The sequence below is a fragment of the Aliidiomarina halalkaliphila genome, from assembly GCF_007096385.1.
Classification (GTDB): domain Bacteria; phylum Pseudomonadota; class Gammaproteobacteria; order Enterobacterales; family Alteromonadaceae; genus Aliidiomarina; species Aliidiomarina halalkaliphila.
Genome location: NZ_VJWL01000002.1, coordinates 370139 through 391929, shown reverse-complemented (window position 1 = coordinate 391929; position 21791 = coordinate 370139). Strand labels below are relative to the sequence as shown.

Sequence of the window (21791 nt, the reverse complement as noted above, 5' to 3'; positions counted from 1 at the left end):
CTATGGGTATCTCGCACCCTCAAGAGTATAAACTGGAAAATGAAGTTCGCCAGAATGGATAGAAAAAAAGCGGCTAATTCTTTCGCTGGGCGTGAATCATTAAGTTGCGGGGCGTTACCTGGTAGTCGCAAAATTCCTCTACACGCACATGGTACCCATGTTCATGCAAATAGAGAGCGCGATCCAGCACCAGCCAAAGTTCCAGAACACGACGAAACACATGGCGCATCAATTCAATACGACGCACTGCAAGGGCGCGAGCTTGTCCTTCAATGAGAAAGGGCGACCACTGAATGCAATCGGGCACAGACAGATGGTGCTTCTTAGCCGCCCATACTGCAAATACGTGAAACTCCCCCTGAAACACAGATTTCGGGGCAGAGGGTAACGATCGATAACTGGCATCACCAGTGACAGACTGCCGCCACGCTTCATAGGCCAAGCGCCAGATGAGTTCTTGTTCGCGCAGGCGGGCAATACGATCGCCGCCGGTCACCAATCCTTGTACACAGAACTTTAACGCATCACGGCTTAAGCCCAGATCATGCGTTTGCGCATAACGGGACATAGGCTGATACTCACCTTCACCATGCAAATGGTAGCAGCAAGGAGCAATATGTAGCGCCTCAAGCTGACAAGCAATAGACGTTGTCATCAGTGTTGTGTGTAGACCGCCACACGCGTGTAATGCAACAGCGCGGTGTACATCAGCAAAAGGGATTCGTTCGCTCTCCGTTAATACATTGGCACGGATAAACTCCTGCGGCAGTGCAAATTTCGCGGCGGCTGCGGCACCCTGAATGCAATGAGAATCTGCCAGCTCAACACTGACCACCGACGCCTTGCGAGAGAACGCCACAATGCGCCCCAAGTAGCCTTTACCAGAACACCATTCGAGTACGGATTCTTGTTGATGGGTAGACCCCGTCTTTGCCACAGGCCTGTTTGGTAACGCGGCCACAAAGCGTTGAATTTGAGTGAGTTTGCGTCCGCCAATGCCCGTGTGCAACCAGAACGGAATATCAGCGCCTGTGGATGCGGATAACTGCGGGGTTGGCAGTTCACTAAGTTCGGGAAAGAATCCGGCTATGGCTTGATAAAGTGCCTCCGGGTTGCGCTCGAAATGGGCGATATCCCCCTCTGTAAGCGATGCCATGGTGTTTTCCAGCTCAGGTATGCCGGATTCCCAGCCAACCGCTAGAAAGGGCGTAATATCCCATAGGTTACGATAGCGCATGAGTACGCGACCATAGGCCAACAGGGTGGCTTCTAAGTTTTCAGAGTCGAATGCTGACGGGGACACGGACAACAGAGCCTGCTTTTGCGCTTACGCGACACTTAAGGAACTATCCAGAACATACAAAAAACCCGCAGCTTGGAAGCAGCGGGTTTTTTCGATCTTCACACGTGGAGAATCAAATTATTTGATTTTCGCTTCTTTGAACATCACGTGCTTGCGAACTACTGGATCAAATTTCTTGATTTCAAATTTTTCCGGCATGTTGCGCTTGTTCTTATCTGTGGTGTAGAAGAATCCAGTACCAGCAGAAGAAACCAGACGAATTTTATCACGCATCGTATTATTCCTTTCGTTCTAGCCGGAATTAAACCCGGACGCCTTTAGCACGCAGATCAGCAAGAACTGAATCGATACCTTTCTTATCGATAATCCGCATACCTTTCGTAGAGATGCGTAATTTTACAAAACGCTTCTCGCTTTCCACCCAAAAACGGTGGCTTTGCAGGTTTGGCAGGAAACGACGGCGGGTCGCATTGTTCGCGTGTGAGCGGTTATTACCAACCACTGGCCGCTTTCCTGTTACTTGACATACTCGTGACATGTTCGTTACTCCGAAATTGCTTTGCAAGCTCGCCTAATCGCCCTGATGGCCTTGCCCTATAAATCGAGGGCGCAATTTATACTAAAAATCGCCGGTAAAAACAAGCTTTACCGGGCATTTTTTATGCATTTGCCCATGAATTTTCAATTACAGCCACCCGCGCTCTTTGAAAGACACCGTTTCTCCCGCTCCTATCACAAAGTGATCGAGCAGGTTCACATCTATCGTTCGTAGCGCTGCGCCAATACGATCCGTGACACGTTGATCCGCATCGCTGGGTTCTGCGACTCCGGAGGGGTGATTATGCGCGAGAATCACAGCTGCAGCGTTATAACGCATCACCAGCTTAATGATTTCACGCGGATACACCGGAGCGGCATTTATGGTGCCGTAAAACAGCTCGCAATAATGCAGCAAACGGTGCTGACTGTCCAGCAATAACACCACAAATACCTCCCTTCCCTGATGGCGAAGTTGCGCTGCTAAATAGTCCCGAACCATCTCCGGACGGGTAAATCCTTCGCCTTTTCTGAGAGTTGCAGCAAGATAGCGCCGCGTGAGCTCCAAAATCGCCTGAATTTGCATGCTGCGGGCCAATCCTATACCTGGAATATCCAACAAATGCTGTGGCTCCATGGTCATTAATCCGGCAAGCCCGCCACTTGATTGCAGCACGTCGCGACTCCAAGTAAGTACATCTTTGCCCGCACTGCCGGTGCCAAACAGGACCGCGAGTAACTCTGCATCACTTAATGTCGCCGGCCCATGAGCTGCCAAGCGCTCCCGTGGACGCTCCTCTGGCGCCCATGCTTTAATTGCTCCCTTTCCTTCCATTCTGCTTCCCTGCCTCTGCGCAAACATGATTGAAACGTGCCAAACTGATATCTGTCGTGGTATCTTAAAAGGTAAGGACTCACTAGCATGGAAACAACTATGGCAAGCCTTACAAAGCGTAAGCTATTGCTGATTGTGACAGGCGGGATCGCTGCCTATAAAACGCCGGAATTGGTGCGTCGCTTGCGCGATGAAGGCACCGAAGTGCGCGTGGTGATGACCCATGGCGCCAAAGCCTTTATTACACCGCTAACGTTACAGGCGGTTTCTGGATACCCGGTACACGACGATTTGCTCGATCCAGCGGCCGAAGCGGCCATGGGCCATATTGAGCTGGCCCGCTGGGCTGATCTCATTGTTGTTGCTCCGGCAACGGCAAGCGCTATGGCGCGGTTAGCCCACGGCCTTGCCGATGACTTATTTAGCACCCTCTGTTTAGCTACGGACTCACCCATTGCCGTGGTTCCTGCGATGAATCGCTTAATGTGGTCGGCCCATGCTACGCAACGTAACCTCCGTTTACTGCAAGATGATGGCAAACTGATTTGGGGCCCTGCGGAAGGCTCTCAGGCCTGCGGTGAAACTGGTGCAGGGCGTATGCTTGAACCAGCCGAAATTTTACAACGGATTCGCGATTTCTTTGGAGCCACCAGCGCGCTTAACAAAACCGAAAGCCCCGGTGCACTGCAAGGCAAACACGTGGTGATTACTGCGGGACCCACTCGCGAAGCCATCGACCCCGTGCGCTACTTGAGTAATTACAGCTCCGGCAAAATGGGGTATGCCTTAGCCACTGCAGCACAGGCAGCAGGCGCGCGGGTGACCTTGATTTCCGGGCCAGTGCAATTATCCACCCCAAGCGGCGTGCAGCGCATCGATGTCATTACCGCAGACGACATGCTCAAGGCCACCCAGGCGGTCACCGATATGGATGTATTTATTGGTTGCGCTGCTGTGGCCGATTTTCGTCCAGCCAGTATGGCGTCGCAAAAAATGAAAAAGCAGCATGGGGAAGATAGCTTGCAGCTGTCGCTAGTGAAAAACCCAGATATATTAGCTTGGGTAGCAAAACAGTCACCGAAGCCTTTTTGCGTTGGCTTCGCGGCAGAAACCCAGAACCTAGATCACTACGCCAAAGATAAAATGCAGCGTAAGAATCTGGATATGATCATTGCCAACGATGTGAGTAATACCAATATCGGCTTTAACAGCGATCATAATGCGGTCACGGTATTTTGGCAGAATAATAAGAAGCACCTGGAAGCTCAGAGCAAGCAATCGATAGCGACTGAAGTGATTGGCTTTATTGCCCAACAAACAACGTCGCAACCCGAAGAACCTTAAATTTTAACGACAATAAGAAGAACTGACCGTCCTATGAAAAAATCAATTGACGTAAAAATTCTCGACCCTCGTGTAGGTAAAGAATTCCCTCTCCCAGCCTACGCAACACCTGGATCGGCTGGTTTAGACCTGCGCGCTTGCTTAAACCATGCGATTACCCTCGAGCCAGGGCAGTCCGAGTTGGTCGGAACAGGCTTGGCGATTCATATAGCCGACCCAAGTTTAGCAGCCACAATTTTGCCGCGCTCAGGATTGGGTCATAAGCACGGTATCGTGTTGGGCAATTTGGTGGGGCTGATTGATTCCGACTACCAAGGCGAGCTCAAGGTGTCGGTATGGAATCGCGGTCAGAGCAAATTTACCATCGAACCCGGTGAGCGCATCGCACAACTTGTGATCGTTCCAGTGGTTCAGGTCGATTTTAACTTGGTGAGTCAATTTTCCGATTCCGACCGCGGCGACGGCGGCTTTGGTTCTTCCGGACGCCACTAACAGTAACGATGAAAGAAGCCGGCCCACAACTGGCATAACATAAAAAATCAGGGAACACACGATGACCACAACTCGGAAATCGAATCGTCGCGAGGAGATCCTCGGGACACTCGCACATATGCTTGAAACCCATATTGGCCAACCCATCACCACGGCCAAGCTAGCGGCAGAGGTCGGTGTATCTGAAGCGGCCCTGTACCGTCATTTTCCGTCGAAGGCGCGGATGTTTGATGACCTTATCTCTCATATCGAAGATATTCTCCTCGGTGGCGTCAACAAAGTGCTGGAAAACGAAAAGCAAACCATGGAGCGAGTGCGTCAAATCGTAGGTTTGGTATTGCGTTTTGCCGAACAAAGCCCCGGGATGACTCGTGTGCTGATTGGCGATGCATTGATGGGCGAGCATGAGCGCTTGCGGGGCCGCGTAATTAGTTTATTTGAGCGATTAGAAAGTCAGATTAAGCAGATATTACGCGAACGTCGGATGCGCGAAGGCACTCAATTTAATAGCGACGAAGGCATGTTAGCGAATATTGTGATGGCTTATGTCGAAGGCAAACTTAGCCAATATGTGCGTTCAAGTTTCAAAAAGAAACCATCCGAGAACTTTGCACAACAATGGATTATGCTCGAGAAGCAATTACTTGAGTCGTAGCTTGAGTTTGAAATGCGTTGGTTGCGCATCGCTTGTAACCAACGCACAGCCCCAGTGCGGTTAGAGAGAGTTTTCCGAGGTTTGCGCTCGAGACAATAAATCTTGCGCGACTTGTTTCGGATCTTTGCCTTCGTACAGTACTTTATAGAGCTCTTCAGAAATCGGCATTTCCACGCCGAAGCGTTTTGCCAAGGCCACCACTTCACGGGTATTACGATACCCTTCAACCGCCTGCCCTATTTCCTGCATGGCTTGATCAACTGTTTTGCCCTGACCAATAGCGAGACCAAAGCGTCGATTGCGAGATTGGTTATCGGTGCACGTCAAAATTAAATCACCTAAACCAGCCATACCAGTGAACGTCTCAGGCTTGCCGCCCAATGCAAGGCCTAAGCGAGTCATTTCTGCTAGCCCCCGCGTAATCAATGCCGTGCGGGTGTTGGCGCCAAATCCGAGGCCATCGGCCATGCCAGCGCCTATCGCAATCACGTTTTTCACTGCACCACCGAGCTGCATGCCAATGAAATCGTCGTTGAGATACACGCGGAACGACCGATCGCAATGTAAGGCTTTGGAAAGCTCGCTTACAAATTCTTTTTTGTTGGCCGCAACCGCGATGGCGGTGGGCATGCCTTTCGCCATTTCACCCGCAAAGGTTGGGCCTGATAACACCGCTAATGCACGCTCTTCACCCAATATTTCCGTGGCCACTTCTGATAGTAAACGCCCGGTTTCTGGCTCTAAGCCTTTCGTTGCCCAAGCAACACCTGCCGAAGCACGAAGGTGCGGCGCGATCTGTTTGAGTACTTCAGCAAAACCATAACTTGGAACCACCACTAAAATGGTATCCGAGGCCTGCACTGCTTTTTGCAATGAGGTTTCTACAGTGAGTAAATCTGGAAAGGGACAATCGGGTAAATACCGACTGTTTTCGCGGGTACGTTGCATTTGCTCAACTTGCGCTTGGTCGCGCGCCCACAAAATCGTGCGTTGCCCTTTACGGGCAATACAGATAGCAAGGGCGGTGCCATACGACCCCGCCCCTAATACCGTTACTGAGCTTAAATCAGCCACAGTTACTGACTCACTTACGCGTCAGCTTTAGGTTGTTCTTCGCCTGCAGCCGCTTGTTGCTGTTGCATGTGCTGCGCGAATACCGCGTCAAAGTTAATTGGTGCTAAGTTCAGCTGTGGGAAAGTTCCCTTGCTAACCAAGCTTGCTACCGCTTCCCGTGCATAAGGGAACAGGATAGTTGGGCAGAATGCACCAATGGTATGCGCTCGTGCTTGCTCAGCAACTTCATCAGCAATGGTAAAGATACCGGCTTGTGCAACTTCACATAAGAACGCGACGTCTTCGCCTACTGTGTTCTTCACAGTCAAGGTCAGAACCACTTCATGCACGTTGTCTTCAAGTTTGGTGTTACTTACGTTCATATCAACAGCCAACTCAGGCTTCCATTCCTTGCGGAATACAGCTGGGCTATTTGGCGCTTCAAAAGACACATCTTTTACATAGATGCGCTGAATTTGGAATTGCGCTTTTTGTTGTTCGTTTTGGGCAGCGCCATTTGCTTGTGCGTTTTGCTGTTCATCAGCCATAATACGTTCCTGCTTTATCTAACTAAATGATTTGAATGAAAAGGATATCGTTGTGTTGTTACGTTACGATTTCTTTTTGTTTTGTTTTTTCGGTTGCGCTTTGTTAACCGGTAGGCTGGCACCTTGCCACGCCTGTAGGCCTCCTTGCAACACATACACCTGTGAGAATCCTGCTTTCACGAGTGCTGTTCCAGCGGTGCGCGCAGTGTTTCCATAGTTGCATACCATTACTATGGGGGCGTCTTTGAATTTCTCAAGCGTTTTTATGTCACCCGCCCGAATTTTTGCTAATGGGAGGTGTTTTGATCCCGCAATATGACCCTTTGCAAATTCGTCATCGGTGCGCACATCAACAAAAACCCCACCGCGATTTGTTTTTAGCACGGCCTCTTGTGGTTTCAGCGGCTGCAATGATGAAAATCGCTTTTTCATGATATCCATCACCAGCATCACAAACACCACGATCCACAACGTGCTTAAAATGTAATGTTCGGTAACAAATTGGAAAAACTGGTCCATGCCCTCTCCTGACTACTGTTGCCACCTGTCTCCGAAAATCGGAACGCGATAAAATTGTGGCAGTCTTGCGTTTGCTTGCGTCCGATTTTACACCGGAAAAAGATAGCGCAAGAGTATACCGTCTCAGCACACAGATGCCAGTAAAATATCATGAGAACGGATGCTTATCGTCGCTAAATGCAGTAAACTACAGAGCAATTTCTGAACATCAAACACGTTCATTTTAGGCCTTTAACGATGCTAGAAAGCGTCGTATTTCAGGGGCTTGATGACATTCATCGATGAGAATCAAAGAAGAAGGTGCTGCATGGCTGCTGTGGAATCTCGGAAACACACTCTCGCATTATTAATTCTCGATGGTTGGGGAAGTCGTGAAGATGCCCCGGATAACGCCATTGCCCACGCCCATACCCCTGTTCTTGATGCACTCTATACATCGGTTCCTAATACCCAAGTCGACGGTTCCGGCATGGCCGTTGGCCTCCCCAACGGTCAAATGGGGAATTCCGAAGTTGGCCATGTGAATTTAGGTGCTGGCCGTATTGTTTACCAAGATTTTACCCGAGTCACCAAAGCCATTGAAGACGGCGAGTTTCAGCAAAACCCCGTTCTCACCGATGCATTGACCAAAGCCATTAACGCCGATGCTGCGGTGCACGTGATGGGCTTGCTATCTCCCGGTGGCGTGCATAGCCACGAAGATCATTTGCTCGCCATGGTGGCCCTTGCCAAAGCAAAAGGCGCCAAACAAGTATACATACACGGGTTTCTCGATGGCCGCGATACGCCACCACGCTCGGCTATGGCCTCTATTGAACGCTTTGAAAAAGCATTTGCTGAATTAGATGGTGTGCACTTTGCTAGTCTTTGCGGTCGCTACTACGCCATGGATCGGGATAATCGCTGGGATCGCGTTGAGAAAGCTTGGCAACTGCTCACGCAAGGCAAGGGCATGCACCAGGCCGATGATGCCGTGAGCGGCTTACAGGCGGCTTACGATCGCAACGAAAGCGATGAATTCGTGCAGCCAACCTGGTTATCCAAGGGCAATGCCATTGCCGATCATGACGCCGTATTCTTTATGAACTTCCGTGCCGATCGAGCGCGAGAACTGACGCGGGCTTTCGTCGATGCGGAATTTTCTCACTTTGACCGCGCTTCCCGCCCCGAGCTTAGCGCATTTGTTACCCTCACCGAATATGCCGCCGATATTAATGCACCTGTGGCATTCCCACCGGAGGCACTTACCAATGTGCTTGGGGAGTGGCTAGCCAAACATAACAAGACCCAATTACGGATTTCTGAAACCGAAAAATATGCCCACGTGACTTTTTTCTTCAGCGGCGGGCAGGAAGACAAGTTTCCTGGCGAAGATCGTGTATTGATTCCATCACCGAACGTGGCCACCTATGACCTGCAACCGGAAATGAGCTCAGAAGCATTGACCGATGCACTGATCGAGGCGATTGAGTCGGGTAAATACGATGTGATTATTTGTAATTATCCAAATGGTGATATGGTCGGACACACTGGGAACTTCGAAGCAGCAATTAAAGCCTGTGAAGCGGTTGATCGCTCCGTGGGGCGCGTGGTTGAAGCACTGAGAAAACAGGGAGGTGAATGTTTAATTACTGCGGATCACGGCAATGCAGAACAAATGAGTGATCACCAAACTGGCCAATCGCACACGGCGCACACCAGTAACTTAGTTCCCTTAATTTACGTTGGCCGTGACGCCACGCCGGTGAGCGGTGGTCGACTCTCTGATATCGCCCCGACCATGTTGCATTTACTCGGGATGGACACACCACCGGAGATGACCGGCAAGGTGCTCATGCAGTTAAAGGATTAATATGGCTTTGGTGCTTGCTTCATCACGCCCACGCAACTCACGCTTACTGATCACTGTACTCTGTGTGCTCAGTCTATGTGGGTTGCCCGCGGCGTTTGCGCAAAGTAATAATGCAGCGGCGGAAGCGGCACAAACCGAGCAACAACTGCAGCAACTACAACGGGAAATTCAGCAAAGCCGGCAGCGGCTCGAGCGCCGGCAAGAGCGCTTAAGCCGGAGCGAACGTGAATTACGCCAGCTCGAAACGCAAGTGCAACAGGCGGCAAGAGCACTGCAAGCGACCGACCAAAAGATTCAGTCAGTGCAATCGCACATTACTGAACTTGAACAAGAGCAAGCACGGTTACAAAGCGATTTAGAACAACAGGCTCAACTGTTATCCGATCAAATTGAAAGCGCCTACCGCAACGGTGATCATAGCTTTCTAAAAATGCTACTGAACCAGCAAAGCCCCGCCCGATTTGAACGCATGCTCGCCTATTATGGCTTTTTAAATGAAGCGCGCCTTGAGCAACTCGAGAAACTCCATGCGCTTGAGCAGCAGTTGGCTGATGTACAACGCGAGCTGCAAAGTCAGCAACAAGCGCTCCAGCAAACCCGTCAACAACAAGAGCGCCAGCGCACAGAGCTGGCCGCTAAGCAGCGCGAACAGCAACAACTGGTCGCGCGCTTAGAGCAGGAGCAGCGCTCAGAGCAAGCTCAGCTCGATACCATGTTACGTAATGAACAAGACCTCACAGAGATGCTAACCGCCTTACAAGAAGTGATGTCTCGGCAGCCTTTCCAGCTCGCAGGGTTATCAGCACTTCGTGGTCAGTTAAGCTGGCCGGTTCAAGGCAATGTCCGTCATAATTTTGGTGACCAGCGTAGTGGCCAAGTACGCTGGCGAGGCGTGGTTCTCGACGCAGCCCCTGAAACCGAAGTGAAAGCCATTGCTGATGGCCGGGTGATCTATTCAGATTGGTTGCGTGGCTACGGTATGGTGGTGGTAATTGACCACGGCGAAGGTGATATGAGCTTGTACGGCTATAACCAAGCATTGCTCAAGAATGTTGGTGAAGGGGTGCGCCGCGGTGAAACCATCGCTCTCGTCGGACAAAGTGGTGGCCAGCGAGAGCCTGGACTCTATTTCGAAATACGCCAGCAAGGGAATCCGATCAATCCGCGTCCTTATATTCGGCGCTAACGCCCACTGAGCCAGCGACGCACCTGAGGTAATATTGGTTCAAGCACCTCTGTGGCTGGGAATTCACCGCTGTTGCCCAGCACCATCACAATAACATCTGTCTGCGGATACACCCGCACATCCGCTTCCAAAATATGATTCAAGCTGCCGGTGTGCCCTATTTCCACAAACCGTTGCGTTTCATACACACTCCAACCATAGCCATAATATGCGCCAGTGCCCTCGTCCACATAGCTGGTGGTTATATGCTGCCATAAAGCATCAGAGACCACCTGATTGTGCATAAGTGCACTTACCCACTGCCGCAATTCATCAGCGGTGCTCAGCAGGGCACCAGAGCCTCTGTTGCACCAAAGCGCACCGTGGTCACCCCAAAATAATTCATGTAAACGTCCCCAGCGTTTTCCATGCTGATCATAGCCCACGGCAATGCGTTCCGATGACCACAAACCTGGATCGGTTCCAGTTTCCGTGAGACCCAATGGCTCAAAGAAGCGTGTTTTTAGCACCTGTTCGAAAGGTTGGTTCTCGATGATTTCAACAATGGCCGCCAAGATATCGTAGCCTGCGTTCGAGTACGCAAATTGATGCCCAGAAGGATATTTAAGCGGAACCTGTAATGCATGTTGAAGAAACTCATCACGGCCAAGATGGCCTGCTTCAGCTTGTGAACAGGGGACGGGGAAATCTTCAAGCCCGGCGCTATGGGTGAGTAACTGATGAATATCAATAGAACTATGGGACTCGTCGATCTCTGCCACTACAGCTGAGGGAAGCAGCTCGCGCAAACTATCATCAAGGCTCAGCTTTTCTTCATTCACGAGAGATAAGATGGCTGCCGCTGTCCATGACTTCGAGACGGAGCCCAAATGAAACACGGTGTTTTCGTCAATCAATCGCTGGGCTTCACGGTCGGCGTAGCCATGCGTTCGCAGGTACAGGCGCCGATCGCCAACATAGATCGCAATCAACCCTGAAAATCCTTGCGCTTCGATGCCTTGAACGTATTCATCCAAGCTGTGTATGAGCTGCGCTTCAGATAGGGATGAGCGTGGCGAGAGCATACTGCAACTCGACATCAACAGAACGATTAAAAACGCCAGCACAATGGGTTTCATGCTGTTTAGATTAGTTAACTGAGGGTGGCTTGTTCAAGATCGGAAAGCAAAATGAGGGCTTCATCGCGGCTAGTGCCGCAAATATCGGCTTGGGCTTGAAACTGTTCACACACCAAGGGCCGTTCTGGTTGCCCAAACAATGCGCAGAGATTGTCGTCGGTTAATTGTACACAGCGGGTGTTGGCAGGTTTGCCTTGAGGCATTCCGGGGATTGGGCTAGAAATGGATGGTGCGATGCAACACGCACCGCACCCCATCCGGCATTTCATGATTGTATTACAGCGGCGTTAGAGCATTGCAGAACGCAATTTCTTCATTGCGTTTTGCTCAAGCTGACGAATTCGCTCGGCAGATACTTGGTACTCAGCCGCTAAGTCATGCAAGGTGACTTTGTTGTCGTCTAACCAACGTGCTCGCACAATGTGTTGGCTGCGCTCATCGAGACTAGCCAAGGCATGGGCCAAACGCTGACTCGCATGTTGTTCCCAGTTATCTGCCTCGACACGAGCAGCCACATCGGCCGACTTGTCTTCAAGATATTGCGACGGCGCAAATACCGCATCGCCATCGTCATCGTCCGCAAAGGCATCGAAGGCGGCATCATGGGCGCTCATGCGCGACTCCATTTCCATTACTTCGGCGCTACTGACACCAAGTTCTTGGGCTACCGTGTTTACTTCATCGTGAGTAAACCAGCCCAAACGCTTCTTGGCTTTGCGAAGATTAAAGAATAATTTACGTTGTGCTTTGGTGGTTGCGACTTTCACGATACGCCAGTTACGTAACACGTACTCGTGAATTTCAGCTTTAATCCAGTGCACGGCAAAAGAGACCAGGCGAACACCCACGGTTGGGTCAAAGCGTTTTACCGCTTTCATGAGCCCAATATTACCCTCTTGGATAAGATCCGCCTGCGGCAGCCCATATCCCTGATAACTACGGGCAACATGAACTACAAAGCGCAGATGCGACATAATCAACTGCTTTGCAGCTTGTAAGTCGCCATCTTGCTGTAAACGCTCGGCCAGTGATTTCTCTTCTTCTGCACTAAGCATCGGAATGCTATTCACCGACGCGATATATGACTCGAGGCTCCCTGTTTTAGGGACCATTATAGCCATGGATTGAGTATGTGCAGTCATTGCTTTCCTCACTACTTCAAGCGATGTTTGGAGACTCAGTTTGGACCCTTTAAATTACGAAAAGTTTCCGTTTTGGATCGCTCATCGAGCCGATTCCCTGATCCCCAGTGGACCCTCATTCTAGCAATTCTTAACTGGGTTGCAAGCCTGTTGTAACATCCCTTTGTAACCATTTGATGACAGAATGCTTTCCTGGGTAATTATCGGGGTTCAATGGCAGCTACATGGCGACGAACGGCAATCCATGAGCCCAATAAACCAAGGCCAATCGCGATACCCCACACCACCATCATGTCATTAAAATCCAGCCCTTGCAGGCGAAACTTACTATCGTATAAGGCGGTTAATCGCACCACTGAGGCGCTAATCCACCAGATCAACAAGGTTGTGGCAATCCATGCAATCACCCCACCGATCACGCCATACCAGAAGCCCGTATATAAAAACGGTCGTTGAATATAGCCGTCGGTTGCCCCAACCAGCTTCATAATCATGATTTCATCGCGGCGATTCAAAATAGCCAAACGAATCGTATTCCCAACAATGAGCACCACAGCGATACACAACAACAAACCCAAGCCAGCAAAACTGTTCTCAATCACACGCACGAGCGCTTGCAGTCGCTCTAACCACTGCAGATCGAGGGTGGCAGAAGTGACCTCCCGCTCTTTCTCAAGTTGTTCCAGTAATTGCCTTGCCCTATCTGCGCTGCGATGCTCCGGCACAGGCACTACAATGAGTACATCGGGTAACGGATTGGTTTGCAGGTAATCTATAGCGCTGCCAAATCCACTGCTTTCGCGAAACTCTCGCAGGGCGCTATCCCGATCGACAAAGGTAATAGACTCTACTTGCTCTAATAAGCGTACGCGCTCACGAAACCCTTGTAATTCCTGAGTTTGTAAGTCTTTACGTAAAAATAAACTGATTTCCGCAGCGGTATCCCACTCGGCACTTACCGCTTGGCTATTTTTCACCACCACGTACAAGGTTGAAGGCAAGGTGAGGCTCAACCCGAGTACCGCAATGGTCATCAACGACGCCCATGGCGTGCGCGCTAACTCACCCAAACTACCAATAGCTTGTTGAGCATTATTCGCCCAGAACATGACAAACCGGCGCCAGCGCGAGATTTGTACGCTGCGGGCGCCTTGCCGAGTATCCTGACCACGTTTTAGGAAGCCCATTAGTAGTCCTCCTCCGTGAGCGGGTCATAGCCACCCGAAGCTAAACCGTCATCGATCATGTGACCGTCTTTTAACACCAAGTTACGATGGCGCATGCGAGCCACCAAAGCCAAGTCGTGCGTTGCAATCAACACTGACACACCCACTTGGTGAAACGACTCAAATAAACTCATAATCTCGAGCGATAACTTAGGATCTAGATTCCCGGTGGGTTCATCGGCGAGTAGTAAGGGAGGCTTGTTCACTATCGCCCGGGCAATACCCACGCGCTGTTGCTCACCCCCTGATAACATAATCGGGAACTTGCGTTCATGGCCCGCGAGGCCCACTTTATCCAACGCCGCCTGCACCCGCTTTTTCGCTTCCGCTTGCGTGTACCCCTCGATATACAAAGGTAACGCCACATTATCAAACACGGTTTTATCCATCAGCAGCCGATGGTCTTGGAAGATCATGCCGATGTCGCGCCGCAAATACGGGATTTGCTTACGGGTGATTTTATTCAAGTCATGACCGTTAATGAGTACTCGCCCGACAGAAGGCCGCTCCATCAACGCGACTAATCGCAATAAAGTACTTTTACCTGCCCCGGAATGCCCGGTCAGAAACGCAAGCTCGCCAGATTCGAGGGCAAAGCTCACCTTTTTGAGAGCTTGAAAGCCCCCGGGGTATGTTTTACTGACTTGTTCAAAGCGGATCATGGGCTAGTGCCTTATTGTTATTATCGCTTTTGCGAAGTGCTAGTCGTTTGCAAAGAGTGCGTCGACAAATTCATCGGCATGAAATGGTCGCAAATCTTCCAAGCTTTCACCTACACCAATATAGCGAATGGGAATACCAAATTGATTGGCAAGGGCAAAAATAATTCCACCTTTAGCCGTACCATCGAGTTTGGTCATCACCAAACCGCTCACACCCACAGCTTCTTTAAATAACTTGGTTTGGCTGATGGCATTCTGACCGGTTCCTGCGTCGAGGGTCAACAGCACTTCATGGGGCATATCGGGATCGAGTTTCTTCATCACTCGCACGATTTTTTTCAGCTCTTCCATTAAGTTCGCTTTATTCTGTAAACGTCCTGCGGTATCTGCAATCAGTATATCAACACCACGAGCTTTTGCTGCCTGCACCGCATCGAAAATAACCGATGCACTATCGGCACCCGTGTGTTGGGCAACCACTGGAATGCTATTGCGTTCGCCCCAAACCTGTAACTGCTCTACTGCAGCGGCACGGAACGTATCACCCGCAGCGAGCATTACGGATTTTCCCTCACTTTGAAATTGACGCGCCAACTTACCAATAGTGGTGGTTTTACCCACGCCATTGACGCCCACCATTAAAATGACAAAGGGCCCTGTGCTTGAACTTGTATCTAAGGGGACACTCACCGGCGCTAACATAGCTGCCATATCTTCTTTGAGCTTTCCGTAGAGCAATTCTGCGTCTTTTAACTCTTTGCGTGAGGCGTGCTGCGTCAAGTCATCAATGATTTTTGAGGTGGTATCCACGCCCACATCCGCCATGAGCAACTGCGTTTCTAAGTCTTCAAATAGCTCATCGTCAATCTTCTTACCTACAAAGATATTGGCAAGGCCTGAGCCAACCGAGCTAGAGGTTTTCTTAAGACCGTCACGAAGTCTCTGCCACCAGGATGTCTTTCCCGGGCGCTCTTGCGTTTGATTACTGCGTGCTGCCGATTCAGCCATGGCTACCGCCGCATCTTCGGCGGCGCTTGGGCCTTGCGCTTGCGAACTGGGTGCTTCGTCCACTGGGGGCTCTTGTTCAGCTGAGGGCTCTTCCTGAGCTGAGGGCTCTTGCTTGGCTGACGGCTCTTGCTTGGCTGAGGGCTCTTGCTTGGCTGAGGGCTCTTCCTGAACTGAGGGCTCTTGCTCGACCGAGGACTCGTCCTGAGGTTTCTCAGATTCAGGCTCGTCTTTGTTTTTACGACCAAACCACGAGGAAAATATAGACCGTTTTTCTGTCATACCTGCAACGCCCAATTCAAAGAAATAGAAAAATAAAAGAAGACCGCATAGTAGCACGGAGTGGCTGCTTTGTGTACGCCATTAGGCTTTGCTGTAACGGCGAAGCAAGGTACACTAGTTGCCAATTTTGGAGACACTATGCGCCCAACTCGACCCTCAAAAAGAACGTTAAAAGCCGCCGGCCAAATTCGAATCATTGGCGGTCGTTGGCGTGGTCGCAAGTTGCCGGTTCTCGATCTCGAAGGGCTGAGGCCCACCACGGATCGCCTCAAAGAAACACTCTTTAATTGGCTGCAATTTGAGTGCGCTGGGGCACGAGTCCTTGACGCATTTGCCGGGGCGGGAAGCTTAGGTATGGAAGCACTGTCACGGGGAGCAGCCTATGCGGTATTCGTTGAGCGTTCCGCACCAGCGGCAGCGCAACTTTCTGACAACCTAAGGCGATTAGAGGCGGAAACCATCAGCGAAGTGCATAAGGGTGATATACAAAGTTATCTGAAAACGCCACAAATCCCCTATGATTTGGTATTTCTCGATCCGCCCTTTCATCAAAACCTATTAGCTCAGGTGATTCCGCAATTAGTGAGCGCGAACGCCCTAAGCAACGGCAGTTGGGTTTACGTAGAAAGTGAGCACCCACTCCCCTATGAAACACCAGAAAATTGGCGTCTTCACCGCGAGAAGTTAGCAGGGCAAGTGTGCTGCCGACTATACCACGTTCAATAACTGACCTAAGGAGCCGCGATGCGCGCTGTCATTATCATCGGCCAAATAATATTTAGTTTGATTTGGATTCTTCTGTTGGCCAACTTAGTGGTCCCATTTCCTGGTCAGGCATTCGGACTATTCGTCTTGTTATTAGGTATTTTGGTGGTGTTGCATCTGCTGCAAATGCTGATTTTTTACGCAGCGTTTCATGCCCATGTGCACCCAACAGGTAAGGATTACGGGGCGATTTTTTTATTCGGTGTGGTCGGTTGGATGATGGTATTGCAGAAGCGCAACGCAGGTACGCCGCGCGCGTAAAATCCCAAAGCCGCTTTTTTAGCGAGTTAGATACCCAGATTCGACATGCCTTCGTCTCGAGCAATGCCGCGCACTTCTCGAATAAGCGCTTTGTCGATAACAGCAGAGTCTTCTAAGTAGGCCAACATGGATTGTTGAATCTCTATTTCATACAAGCTCAGGGGATGTTCGGCGATGGCTTGTTCGCGCAGTCCAGCGTCGTCGATATGGCTAAACTCGCCCAGTTCAAGATAGTGTGACACGGCTCCCTGAGAAATCTTCGACACATCCAACAGCGACGCTCCATCTTTCTCTTCAATCCCTTGCAGCAAGCTGCTGAGGCCGGTACACGCAGCAATGGCTGGAAACACGCCGAGCACATCGTAGGCTTGCTCAGTGGGCGTGACCTCTTCGAGCTTCTCTTGCCAGCGCTGCCAATCGGTTCGCTTGTTTACCGCAAGCTTATCCCATACAGCGTCTAGCGCACCGCGCAAAACGCTGGGCTCGCCGAATTCGGTCAACTCATGAAAATGCTGGTAGTTGGGCAGCATGCGTTCACATAAATATGCGGCCAGTACCCCCTGTTGAGGTAACTCGAGGGCGCGAATACGCTGAAAGGTATCTTTTTTGCTCATTAGCCGACCGCTCCTGCTTTATCCACATACGCCATAATACCGTCGAGGAACATTTGCACCGCAATCATGACAAGAATCATACCCATCAAACGCTCAATCGCATTTAGACCGCGCTGTCCAAGAGCTCGTAAGAAGAAGCTGCTAAACATTAAGATGGTGGCGGAAATACCCCAAGCAATCACGCTGGCGAGCGTCCAATCGAACATCCGATCCGGGGAATTATTGGCCAATAGCAACAAGGCTGCCAACAATGAAGGGCCGGAAATCAGTGGAATCGCCAAAGGCACAATAAAAGGTTCGTCACCCGCGGGTAACCCCAACACTCCACCGGGTTGCGGGAAGATAAGTCGCAGGGCGATGATAAACAGGATAATACCCCCCGCAATACTAACCGCTTCTTGGCGTAAACCAAGCCATGCCAGTAAGCTTGTTCCTAAATACAGAAACAACAACATAAAGAAGAGTGCGAATAAGAGCTCACGGATTAGTACTTTTTTGCGACGCTTAGGATCGACATGGCGCAACACGGAAATGAAAATGGGTAGGTTACCCAGTGGATTCATAATCAATAACAGCGTAATGGCCGCCGTAAGCGTATCCATGGAGAACTCCTTGTACGAAACAAAACTGGTCTGCGAACAGGTGCTTAGTGTACTCTTAATAGGCAGAATCCACCAGTAAGCGGGGTAAACTCTTGACCGGTTGGCAGCATATTGCAGGCGCAGATGATTTGAATCTAAATTTGATTCTGCGAGCAGAAAAGTTAATCGCATCCTACATCGTGCAAACGCCTGTGCTAAATAGCCCTTGCTTAGATCAGGCGGTAGGTGGCGCTTCTGCCGGTACCCAACTGTGGTTCAAATGCGAAAACCTGCAAAAGACCGGTGCCTTTAAGTTCCGGGGCGCCTGTCATGCCCTACTTCACCTTACGGCGGAACAACGACAAGCGGGCGTGTATACGGTTTCTTCAGGCAATCATGGCGCCGCCCTCGCCCACGCGGGCCAGCTCCTTGGCGTTCCGGTACATGTGGCCGTACCCACCAATGCACCTAAGGTGAAAAAACAGAATATTGCCCGCTATGGCGCTCACATCACCGAAATAGAACCAGGGATGGCAGCCCGGGAAGCGCAAGTGGCCCATTGGCAAGCCACCAGTGCCATGCAGTTTATTCCGCCCTATAACCACCCGCTCATTATTGCCGGTCAGGGAACTGCCGCGCTTGAACTAATCAAGTCACAGCCAGAGTTAGATGGTATTCTGGCGCCGCTTGGTGGCGGAGGCCTCCTTAGCGGTACTGCGATGATAGCGCACAGCCAAGGAATTCCCGTGTGGGGCGTAGAACCGGAATTAGCCGCGGATGGCGCTGCAAGCTTTAAGACCGGATCAATTCAACCGGCGATGCCTCCACGCAGTATATGCGACGGCTTACTTACGAGCCTTGGCACGCACACATTTCCAGTGCTACAAGATTACGTAAGCGATATTTTAGTGGTCTCCGATATCGAGGTAATTCGCGCCATGAAAGCTCTGTGGCAGTCGCTTAAAGTCATCGTCGAGCCATCCTCGGCCGTAGTCTATGCTGCTGTGTGCAAGTATCCTGAACTTTTCCAAGGAAAACGATTGGGATTAATTCTGAGTGGTGGCAACGTGGATCTTGATCGCGTGCCTTGGACAGGAGAATAGTTCCTATGAAAATGAATTGGAACACTATTGCTGGCCCTGAAGTGGTTGTGGATAGCCGCAAGGCCAAACGCAACATTGCACGCATGCAGGAGAAGGCCCAGACTGCAGGTGTTGACCTGCGCCCCCATTTTAAAACCCATCAATCGCCGTTGATTGGCAAATGGTTTGGCCCGCCGGAGCAGACACCCATCGCAGTGTCGTCGGTACCTATGGCACGCCTCTTCGCGGATGCCGGTTGGCGCGATATTTTGATTGCCATCCCACTCAACCCACGCCAATTGCCCGCCTATAATCGCCTCGCCCGAGAGATAACATTAGGGCTCACGGTCGAACATATCGATGCCCTGAAAACCGTGCAGCGACTTATGCACCCCATCGACCTTTATGTAGAAATCGATGCCGGTTACGGACGTACCGGCATCTCTTGGCGTGAGTCTCGCCGTATTTACGAGTTGCTTAAAGCAGCCCATGAACTTCCACAAGTGCGCCACGTGGGCATACTGTTGCACGCTGGGAATAGCTACACTACGCGTGGTGATCATGGCATCGCACAAGTGCATCAAGAGAGCTTAGAGCGCTTACAGCAATTACTGGCAGATTCTCCCATTCCTACTGATTCAATCCGTGTTTCCGTGGGTGACACACCGACCTGTAGCCGTATGGATAGCTTTCCTGGTGCCGATGAAATCCGCCCCGGTAATTATGTGTTTTATGATTGGCAACAACAGCGTATCGGTGCCTGTGATTGGTCTGATATCGCCTTAGCCGTGGCCTGCCCAGTGATTGCGCGTTATCCAGAGCGTGGGGAAGTTGTGGTGCATGGCGGTGCGGTGCATTTTAGTAAGGATTTCGTGCTGATTGATGGAAAACCACGCTATGGACAAGTGATGCGCATTACCAGCGACGGTTGGGGTGGTCCGATTCAAGACGCCTACGTGCACGGCTTGTCTCAGGAACACGGCAAAGTGAAAGTGCCCGATACGCTCATGGCAGAATTACAGCTGGGGGATTTGTTGGTGATCGTGCCGGCACACAGTTGCTTGGTCATGGATGCCAGCAAAGGCGAGTGCGTGTTAATTCGTTAGCACTCGCCTTCCTCTTGAGACTTACTTCGCGAACAGCTTACTCAAATCTTTAAAGGCTTTAAATTCCATGGCGTTGCCTGCAGGATCATGGAAGAACATGGTGGCTTGCTCTCCCGGTTGTCCCTTAAAACGCACATAAGGTTCAATCACAAACGGGATGCCCGCCGCTTTCACCCGCGCTGCCAGAGCCGACCAGGATTCCATATCCAGCACCACACCGAAGTGCGGTACCGGCACATCATGCCCATCCACCGGATTGGTCACCGGCGGCAACAAACGATCAGGCGCCACATGGGTCACCAGCTGGTGGCCATGAAAATTCCAATCGATCCAATGCTCTGAGCTGCGCCCTTCTTCACACCCCAGTAAATCACCGTAAAACGCACGCGCTTTGGCGAGATCATCCACCGGAATAGCTAAGTGAAATGGAGGAATGCTCATATTACATGGCCTCGAGTGCTTGCTGCAGATCCGCAATCAAATCCTGGGTATCTTCGATGCCCACCGAAATGCGCACGAAATTATCGTGAATACCGAGTTTCTGGCGATTTTCTGCTGGAATGGAAGCGTGGGTCATAATCGCTGGATGCTCAATGAGGCTTTCCACACCGCCTAGGGATTCCGCTAATGCGAAAATCTCTACCGCTTCCAGGAATCGACGAGCGTGATCCAAATCACCATCGAGGAAAATAGAGATCATGCCACCGAAGCCATGCATTTGTTTCTTAGCAAGTTCGTGTTGCGGATGGCTTTCCAAACCCGGGTGAATCACTTTTGCTACCCGTGGATGCTGCTCTAACCACTGAGCGATTTCTAACGCCGCTTGGTTATGATGCTTCATACGTAACGCCAAGGTTTTCACGCCACGCAGTGCCAAGTAACTATCAAAAGGTCCGGCAACCGCGCCAATGGAGTTTTGCAAAAACGCCATTTGCTCTTGCAGATCTTCGCGCTCACCGACCACGGCAATCCCGCCGACCATATCCGAATGGCCATTAAGGTATTTGGTAGCCGAGTGCATCACGATGTCGGCGCCAAGCTCCAACGGACGCTGGTTATAAGGCGTTGCGAAGGTGTTATCCACCACCACGATCATCTCTGGATTGTGGGCACGGGCTCGTTCCACCACCGCCTGAATATCCACCAGCTTCATCATCGGGTTGCTTGGGGTTTCAATCCACACCATGCGGGTCTTTGGCGTAAATGCCGCAGCCACGGCATCAACATCGGCCATGTCGACATAGCTAAATGCCAGCCCCGATGACCGCTCACGCACTTTATCAAACAAGCGGAAGCTACCACCGTAGAGATCATCCATCGCCACCACATGGTCGCCGCTGTCAATCAGCTCTATAATGGTCGAGGTCGCTGCCATTCCTGATGCAAATGCATATCCGCGCGTGCCGCCTTCTAAATTAGCGACTGAACGCTCCCACGCAAAACGGGTTGGATTGTGCGAACGTGAGTATTCAAACCCCGCATGCACGCCTGGGCTTGATTGAATGTAGGTAGAGCTGGTCACGATTGGCGGCATGACCGCACCTGTTACAGGCTCAGGCGCTTGCCCACCATGAATGGTACGCGTTGCGAATGCTAAATGTTTTGTATCACGCATATTGGCCA

Annotated in this window: 26 protein-coding genes; 9 read left to right on the top strand and 17 right to left on the bottom strand. The window is 50.9% G+C overall.

From position 1 onward, the window contains the following. Positions 1–73: 73 nt before the first annotated feature. The 4 genes from FM042_RS08370 to radC all read right to left on the bottom strand — a co-directional run bounded on the left by FM042_RS08370 (position 74) and on the right by radC (position 2675). Positions 74–1303, bottom strand: a complete 1230-nt coding sequence (locus tag FM042_RS08370) for a methyltransferase (RefSeq protein WP_143235970.1) — start codon at positions 1301–1303, stop codon at positions 74–76. Between the two features lie 117 nt (positions 1304–1420). Beyond that, the gene (gene rpmG / locus FM042_RS08365; protein ID WP_007420939.1) at positions 1421–1576 is read right to left on the bottom strand and encodes a 50S ribosomal protein L33; all 156 of its coding nucleotides are present in this window, start codon (positions 1574–1576) and stop codon (positions 1421–1423) included. A gap of 28 nt (positions 1577–1604) precedes the next feature. Further along, complete coding sequence (rpmB, locus tag FM042_RS08360; RefSeq protein WP_143235969.1) at positions 1605–1841, bottom strand: 50S ribosomal protein L28; 237 nt, start codon at positions 1839–1841, stop codon at positions 1605–1607. Between the two features lie 147 nt (positions 1842–1988). After that, on the bottom strand, positions 1989–2675 hold the full coding sequence (gene radC / locus FM042_RS08355) for a RadC family protein (RefSeq protein ID WP_143235968.1): 687 nt from the start codon (positions 2673–2675) through the stop codon (positions 1989–1991). A gap of 87 nt (positions 2676–2762) precedes the next feature. Here radC and coaBC point away from each other — a divergent pair, with 87 nt between their 5' ends. From coaBC to slmA, 3 genes are all read left to right on the top strand, one after another. Then, positions 2763–4019, top strand: coding sequence for a bifunctional phosphopantothenoylcysteine decarboxylase/phosphopantothenate--cysteine ligase CoaBC (gene coaBC, locus FM042_RS08350; RefSeq protein ID WP_232366405.1), 1257 nt, complete (start codon positions 2763–2765; stop codon positions 4017–4019). A 33-nt stretch (positions 4020–4052) separates the two neighbouring features. Then, positions 4053–4511 carry a dUTP diphosphatase gene (gene dut, locus FM042_RS08345; RefSeq protein WP_143235966.1) on the top strand — a complete coding sequence of 153 codons (459 nt, stop codon included), beginning with the start codon at positions 4053–4055 and terminating at the stop codon, positions 4509–4511. Positions 4512–4572: 61 nt separating this feature from the next. Then, a complete protein-coding gene (slmA, locus tag FM042_RS08340; RefSeq protein ID WP_143235965.1) occupies positions 4573–5166 on the top strand; it encodes a nucleoid occlusion factor SlmA in 594 nt (197 codons plus the stop codon). Between the two features lie 60 nt (positions 5167–5226). On the opposite strand, the gene gpsA is transcribed toward slmA, so the two are convergent. From gpsA to FM042_RS08325, 3 genes are all read right to left on the bottom strand, one after another. After that, positions 5227–6240 carry an NAD(P)H-dependent glycerol-3-phosphate dehydrogenase gene (gpsA, locus tag FM042_RS08335; protein ID WP_143235964.1) on the bottom strand — a complete coding sequence of 338 codons (1014 nt, stop codon included), beginning with the start codon at positions 6238–6240 and terminating at the stop codon, positions 5227–5229. Positions 6241–6254: 14 nt separating this feature from the next. Then, positions 6255–6767, bottom strand: a complete 513-nt coding sequence (gene secB / locus FM042_RS08330) for a protein-export chaperone SecB (RefSeq protein ID WP_143235963.1) — start codon at positions 6765–6767, stop codon at positions 6255–6257. Positions 6768–6830: 63 nt separating this feature from the next. Next, positions 6831–7286 carry a rhodanese-like domain-containing protein gene (locus FM042_RS08325; protein WP_143235962.1) on the bottom strand — a complete coding sequence of 152 codons (456 nt, stop codon included), beginning with the start codon at positions 7284–7286 and terminating at the stop codon, positions 6831–6833. A gap of 316 nt (positions 7287–7602) precedes the next feature. Here FM042_RS08325 and gpmI point away from each other — a divergent pair, with 316 nt between their 5' ends. Next, positions 7603–9138 (top strand): 2,3-bisphosphoglycerate-independent phosphoglycerate mutase, encoded by a 1536-nt coding sequence (gene gpmI, locus FM042_RS08320; protein WP_408608855.1) that lies wholly within the window; start codon positions 7603–7605, stop codon positions 9136–9138. 1 nt (position 9139) lies between these two features. Continuing rightward, on the top strand, positions 9140–10324 hold the full coding sequence (locus FM042_RS08315; protein WP_143235960.1) for a murein hydrolase activator EnvC family protein: 1185 nt from the start codon (positions 9140–9142) through the stop codon (positions 10322–10324). Here the strand turns inward: FM042_RS08315 and FM042_RS08310 are convergent. The 6 genes from FM042_RS08310 to ftsY all read right to left on the bottom strand — a co-directional run bounded on the left by FM042_RS08310 (position 10321) and on the right by ftsY (position 15759). Further along, on the bottom strand, positions 10321–11442 hold the full coding sequence (locus FM042_RS08310) for a serine hydrolase domain-containing protein (RefSeq protein ID WP_143235959.1): 1122 nt from the start codon (positions 11440–11442) through the stop codon (positions 10321–10323). The genes FM042_RS08315 and FM042_RS08310 overlap by 4 nt on opposite strands. Positions 11443–11456: 14 nt before the next feature. Continuing rightward, on the bottom strand, positions 11457–11711 hold the full coding sequence (locus FM042_RS08305; protein ID WP_143235958.1) for a YkgJ family cysteine cluster protein: 255 nt from the start codon (positions 11709–11711) through the stop codon (positions 11457–11459). Between the two features lie 18 nt (positions 11712–11729). Beyond that, the gene (rpoH, locus tag FM042_RS08300) at positions 11730–12584 is read right to left on the bottom strand and encodes an RNA polymerase sigma factor RpoH (protein ID WP_143235957.1); all 855 of its coding nucleotides are present in this window, start codon (positions 12582–12584) and stop codon (positions 11730–11732) included. A gap of 200 nt (positions 12585–12784) precedes the next feature. After that, the gene (gene ftsX / locus FM042_RS08295) at positions 12785–13771 is read right to left on the bottom strand and encodes a permease-like cell division protein FtsX (RefSeq protein WP_143235956.1); all 987 of its coding nucleotides are present in this window, start codon (positions 13769–13771) and stop codon (positions 12785–12787) included. Next, complete coding sequence (gene ftsE / locus FM042_RS08290; RefSeq protein ID WP_143235955.1) at positions 13771–14472, bottom strand: cell division ATP-binding protein FtsE; 702 nt, start codon at positions 14470–14472, stop codon at positions 13771–13773. The genes ftsX and ftsE overlap by 1 nt, the downstream gene beginning before the upstream one ends. Positions 14473–14511: 39 nt before the next feature. After that, the gene (gene ftsY, locus FM042_RS08285) at positions 14512–15759 is read right to left on the bottom strand and encodes a signal recognition particle-docking protein FtsY (RefSeq protein ID WP_143235954.1); all 1248 of its coding nucleotides are present in this window, start codon (positions 15757–15759) and stop codon (positions 14512–14514) included. A gap of 138 nt (positions 15760–15897) precedes the next feature. Here ftsY and rsmD point away from each other — a divergent pair, with 138 nt between their 5' ends. Continuing rightward, positions 15898–16485, top strand: a complete 588-nt coding sequence (rsmD, locus tag FM042_RS08280; RefSeq protein ID WP_143235953.1) for a 16S rRNA (guanine(966)-N(2))-methyltransferase RsmD — start codon at positions 15898–15900, stop codon at positions 16483–16485. 18 nt (positions 16486–16503) lie between these two features. Further along, positions 16504–16785, top strand: a complete 282-nt coding sequence (locus FM042_RS08275) for a DUF1145 domain-containing protein (protein ID WP_143235952.1) — start codon at positions 16504–16506, stop codon at positions 16783–16785. A 26-nt stretch (positions 16786–16811) separates the two neighbouring features. Here FM042_RS08275 and FM042_RS08270 read toward each other — a convergent pair whose 3' ends face one another. Both FM042_RS08270 and FM042_RS08265 read right to left on the bottom strand, forming a co-directional pair. Next, positions 16812–17399, bottom strand: coding sequence for a YjaG family protein (locus FM042_RS08270; RefSeq protein ID WP_143235951.1), 588 nt, complete (start codon positions 17397–17399; stop codon positions 16812–16814). Further along, the gene (locus FM042_RS08265; protein WP_143235950.1) at positions 17399–18001 is read right to left on the bottom strand and encodes a YhgN family NAAT transporter; all 603 of its coding nucleotides are present in this window, start codon (positions 17999–18001) and stop codon (positions 17399–17401) included. The genes FM042_RS08270 and FM042_RS08265 overlap by 1 nt, the downstream gene beginning before the upstream one ends. A 92-nt stretch (positions 18002–18093) precedes the next feature. Here FM042_RS08265 and FM042_RS08260 point away from each other — a divergent pair, with 92 nt between their 5' ends. Then, entirely contained in the window at positions 18094–19083 is a 990-nt protein-coding gene (locus FM042_RS08260; protein WP_143235949.1) for a threonine ammonia-lyase, read from the top strand. Between the two features lie 5 nt (positions 19084–19088). Next, positions 19089–20168 carry an alanine racemase gene (locus tag FM042_RS08255; RefSeq protein ID WP_143235948.1) on the top strand — a complete coding sequence of 360 codons (1080 nt, stop codon included), beginning with the start codon at positions 19089–19091 and terminating at the stop codon, positions 20166–20168. 21 nt (positions 20169–20189) lie between these two features. On the opposite strand, the gene FM042_RS08250 is transcribed toward FM042_RS08255, so the two are convergent. Together FM042_RS08250 and FM042_RS08245 are read right to left on the bottom strand one after the other, a co-directional pair. After that, positions 20190–20609: a VOC family protein gene (locus FM042_RS08250; RefSeq protein WP_143235947.1), complete on the bottom strand. Its 420-nt coding sequence runs from the start codon at positions 20607–20609 to the stop codon at positions 20190–20192. A gap of 1 nt (position 20610) precedes the next feature. Then, positions 20611–21783: a trans-sulfuration enzyme family protein gene (locus tag FM042_RS08245; protein ID WP_143235946.1), complete on the bottom strand. Its 1173-nt coding sequence runs from the start codon at positions 21781–21783 to the stop codon at positions 20611–20613. Positions 21784–21791: the final 8 nt, after the last annotated feature.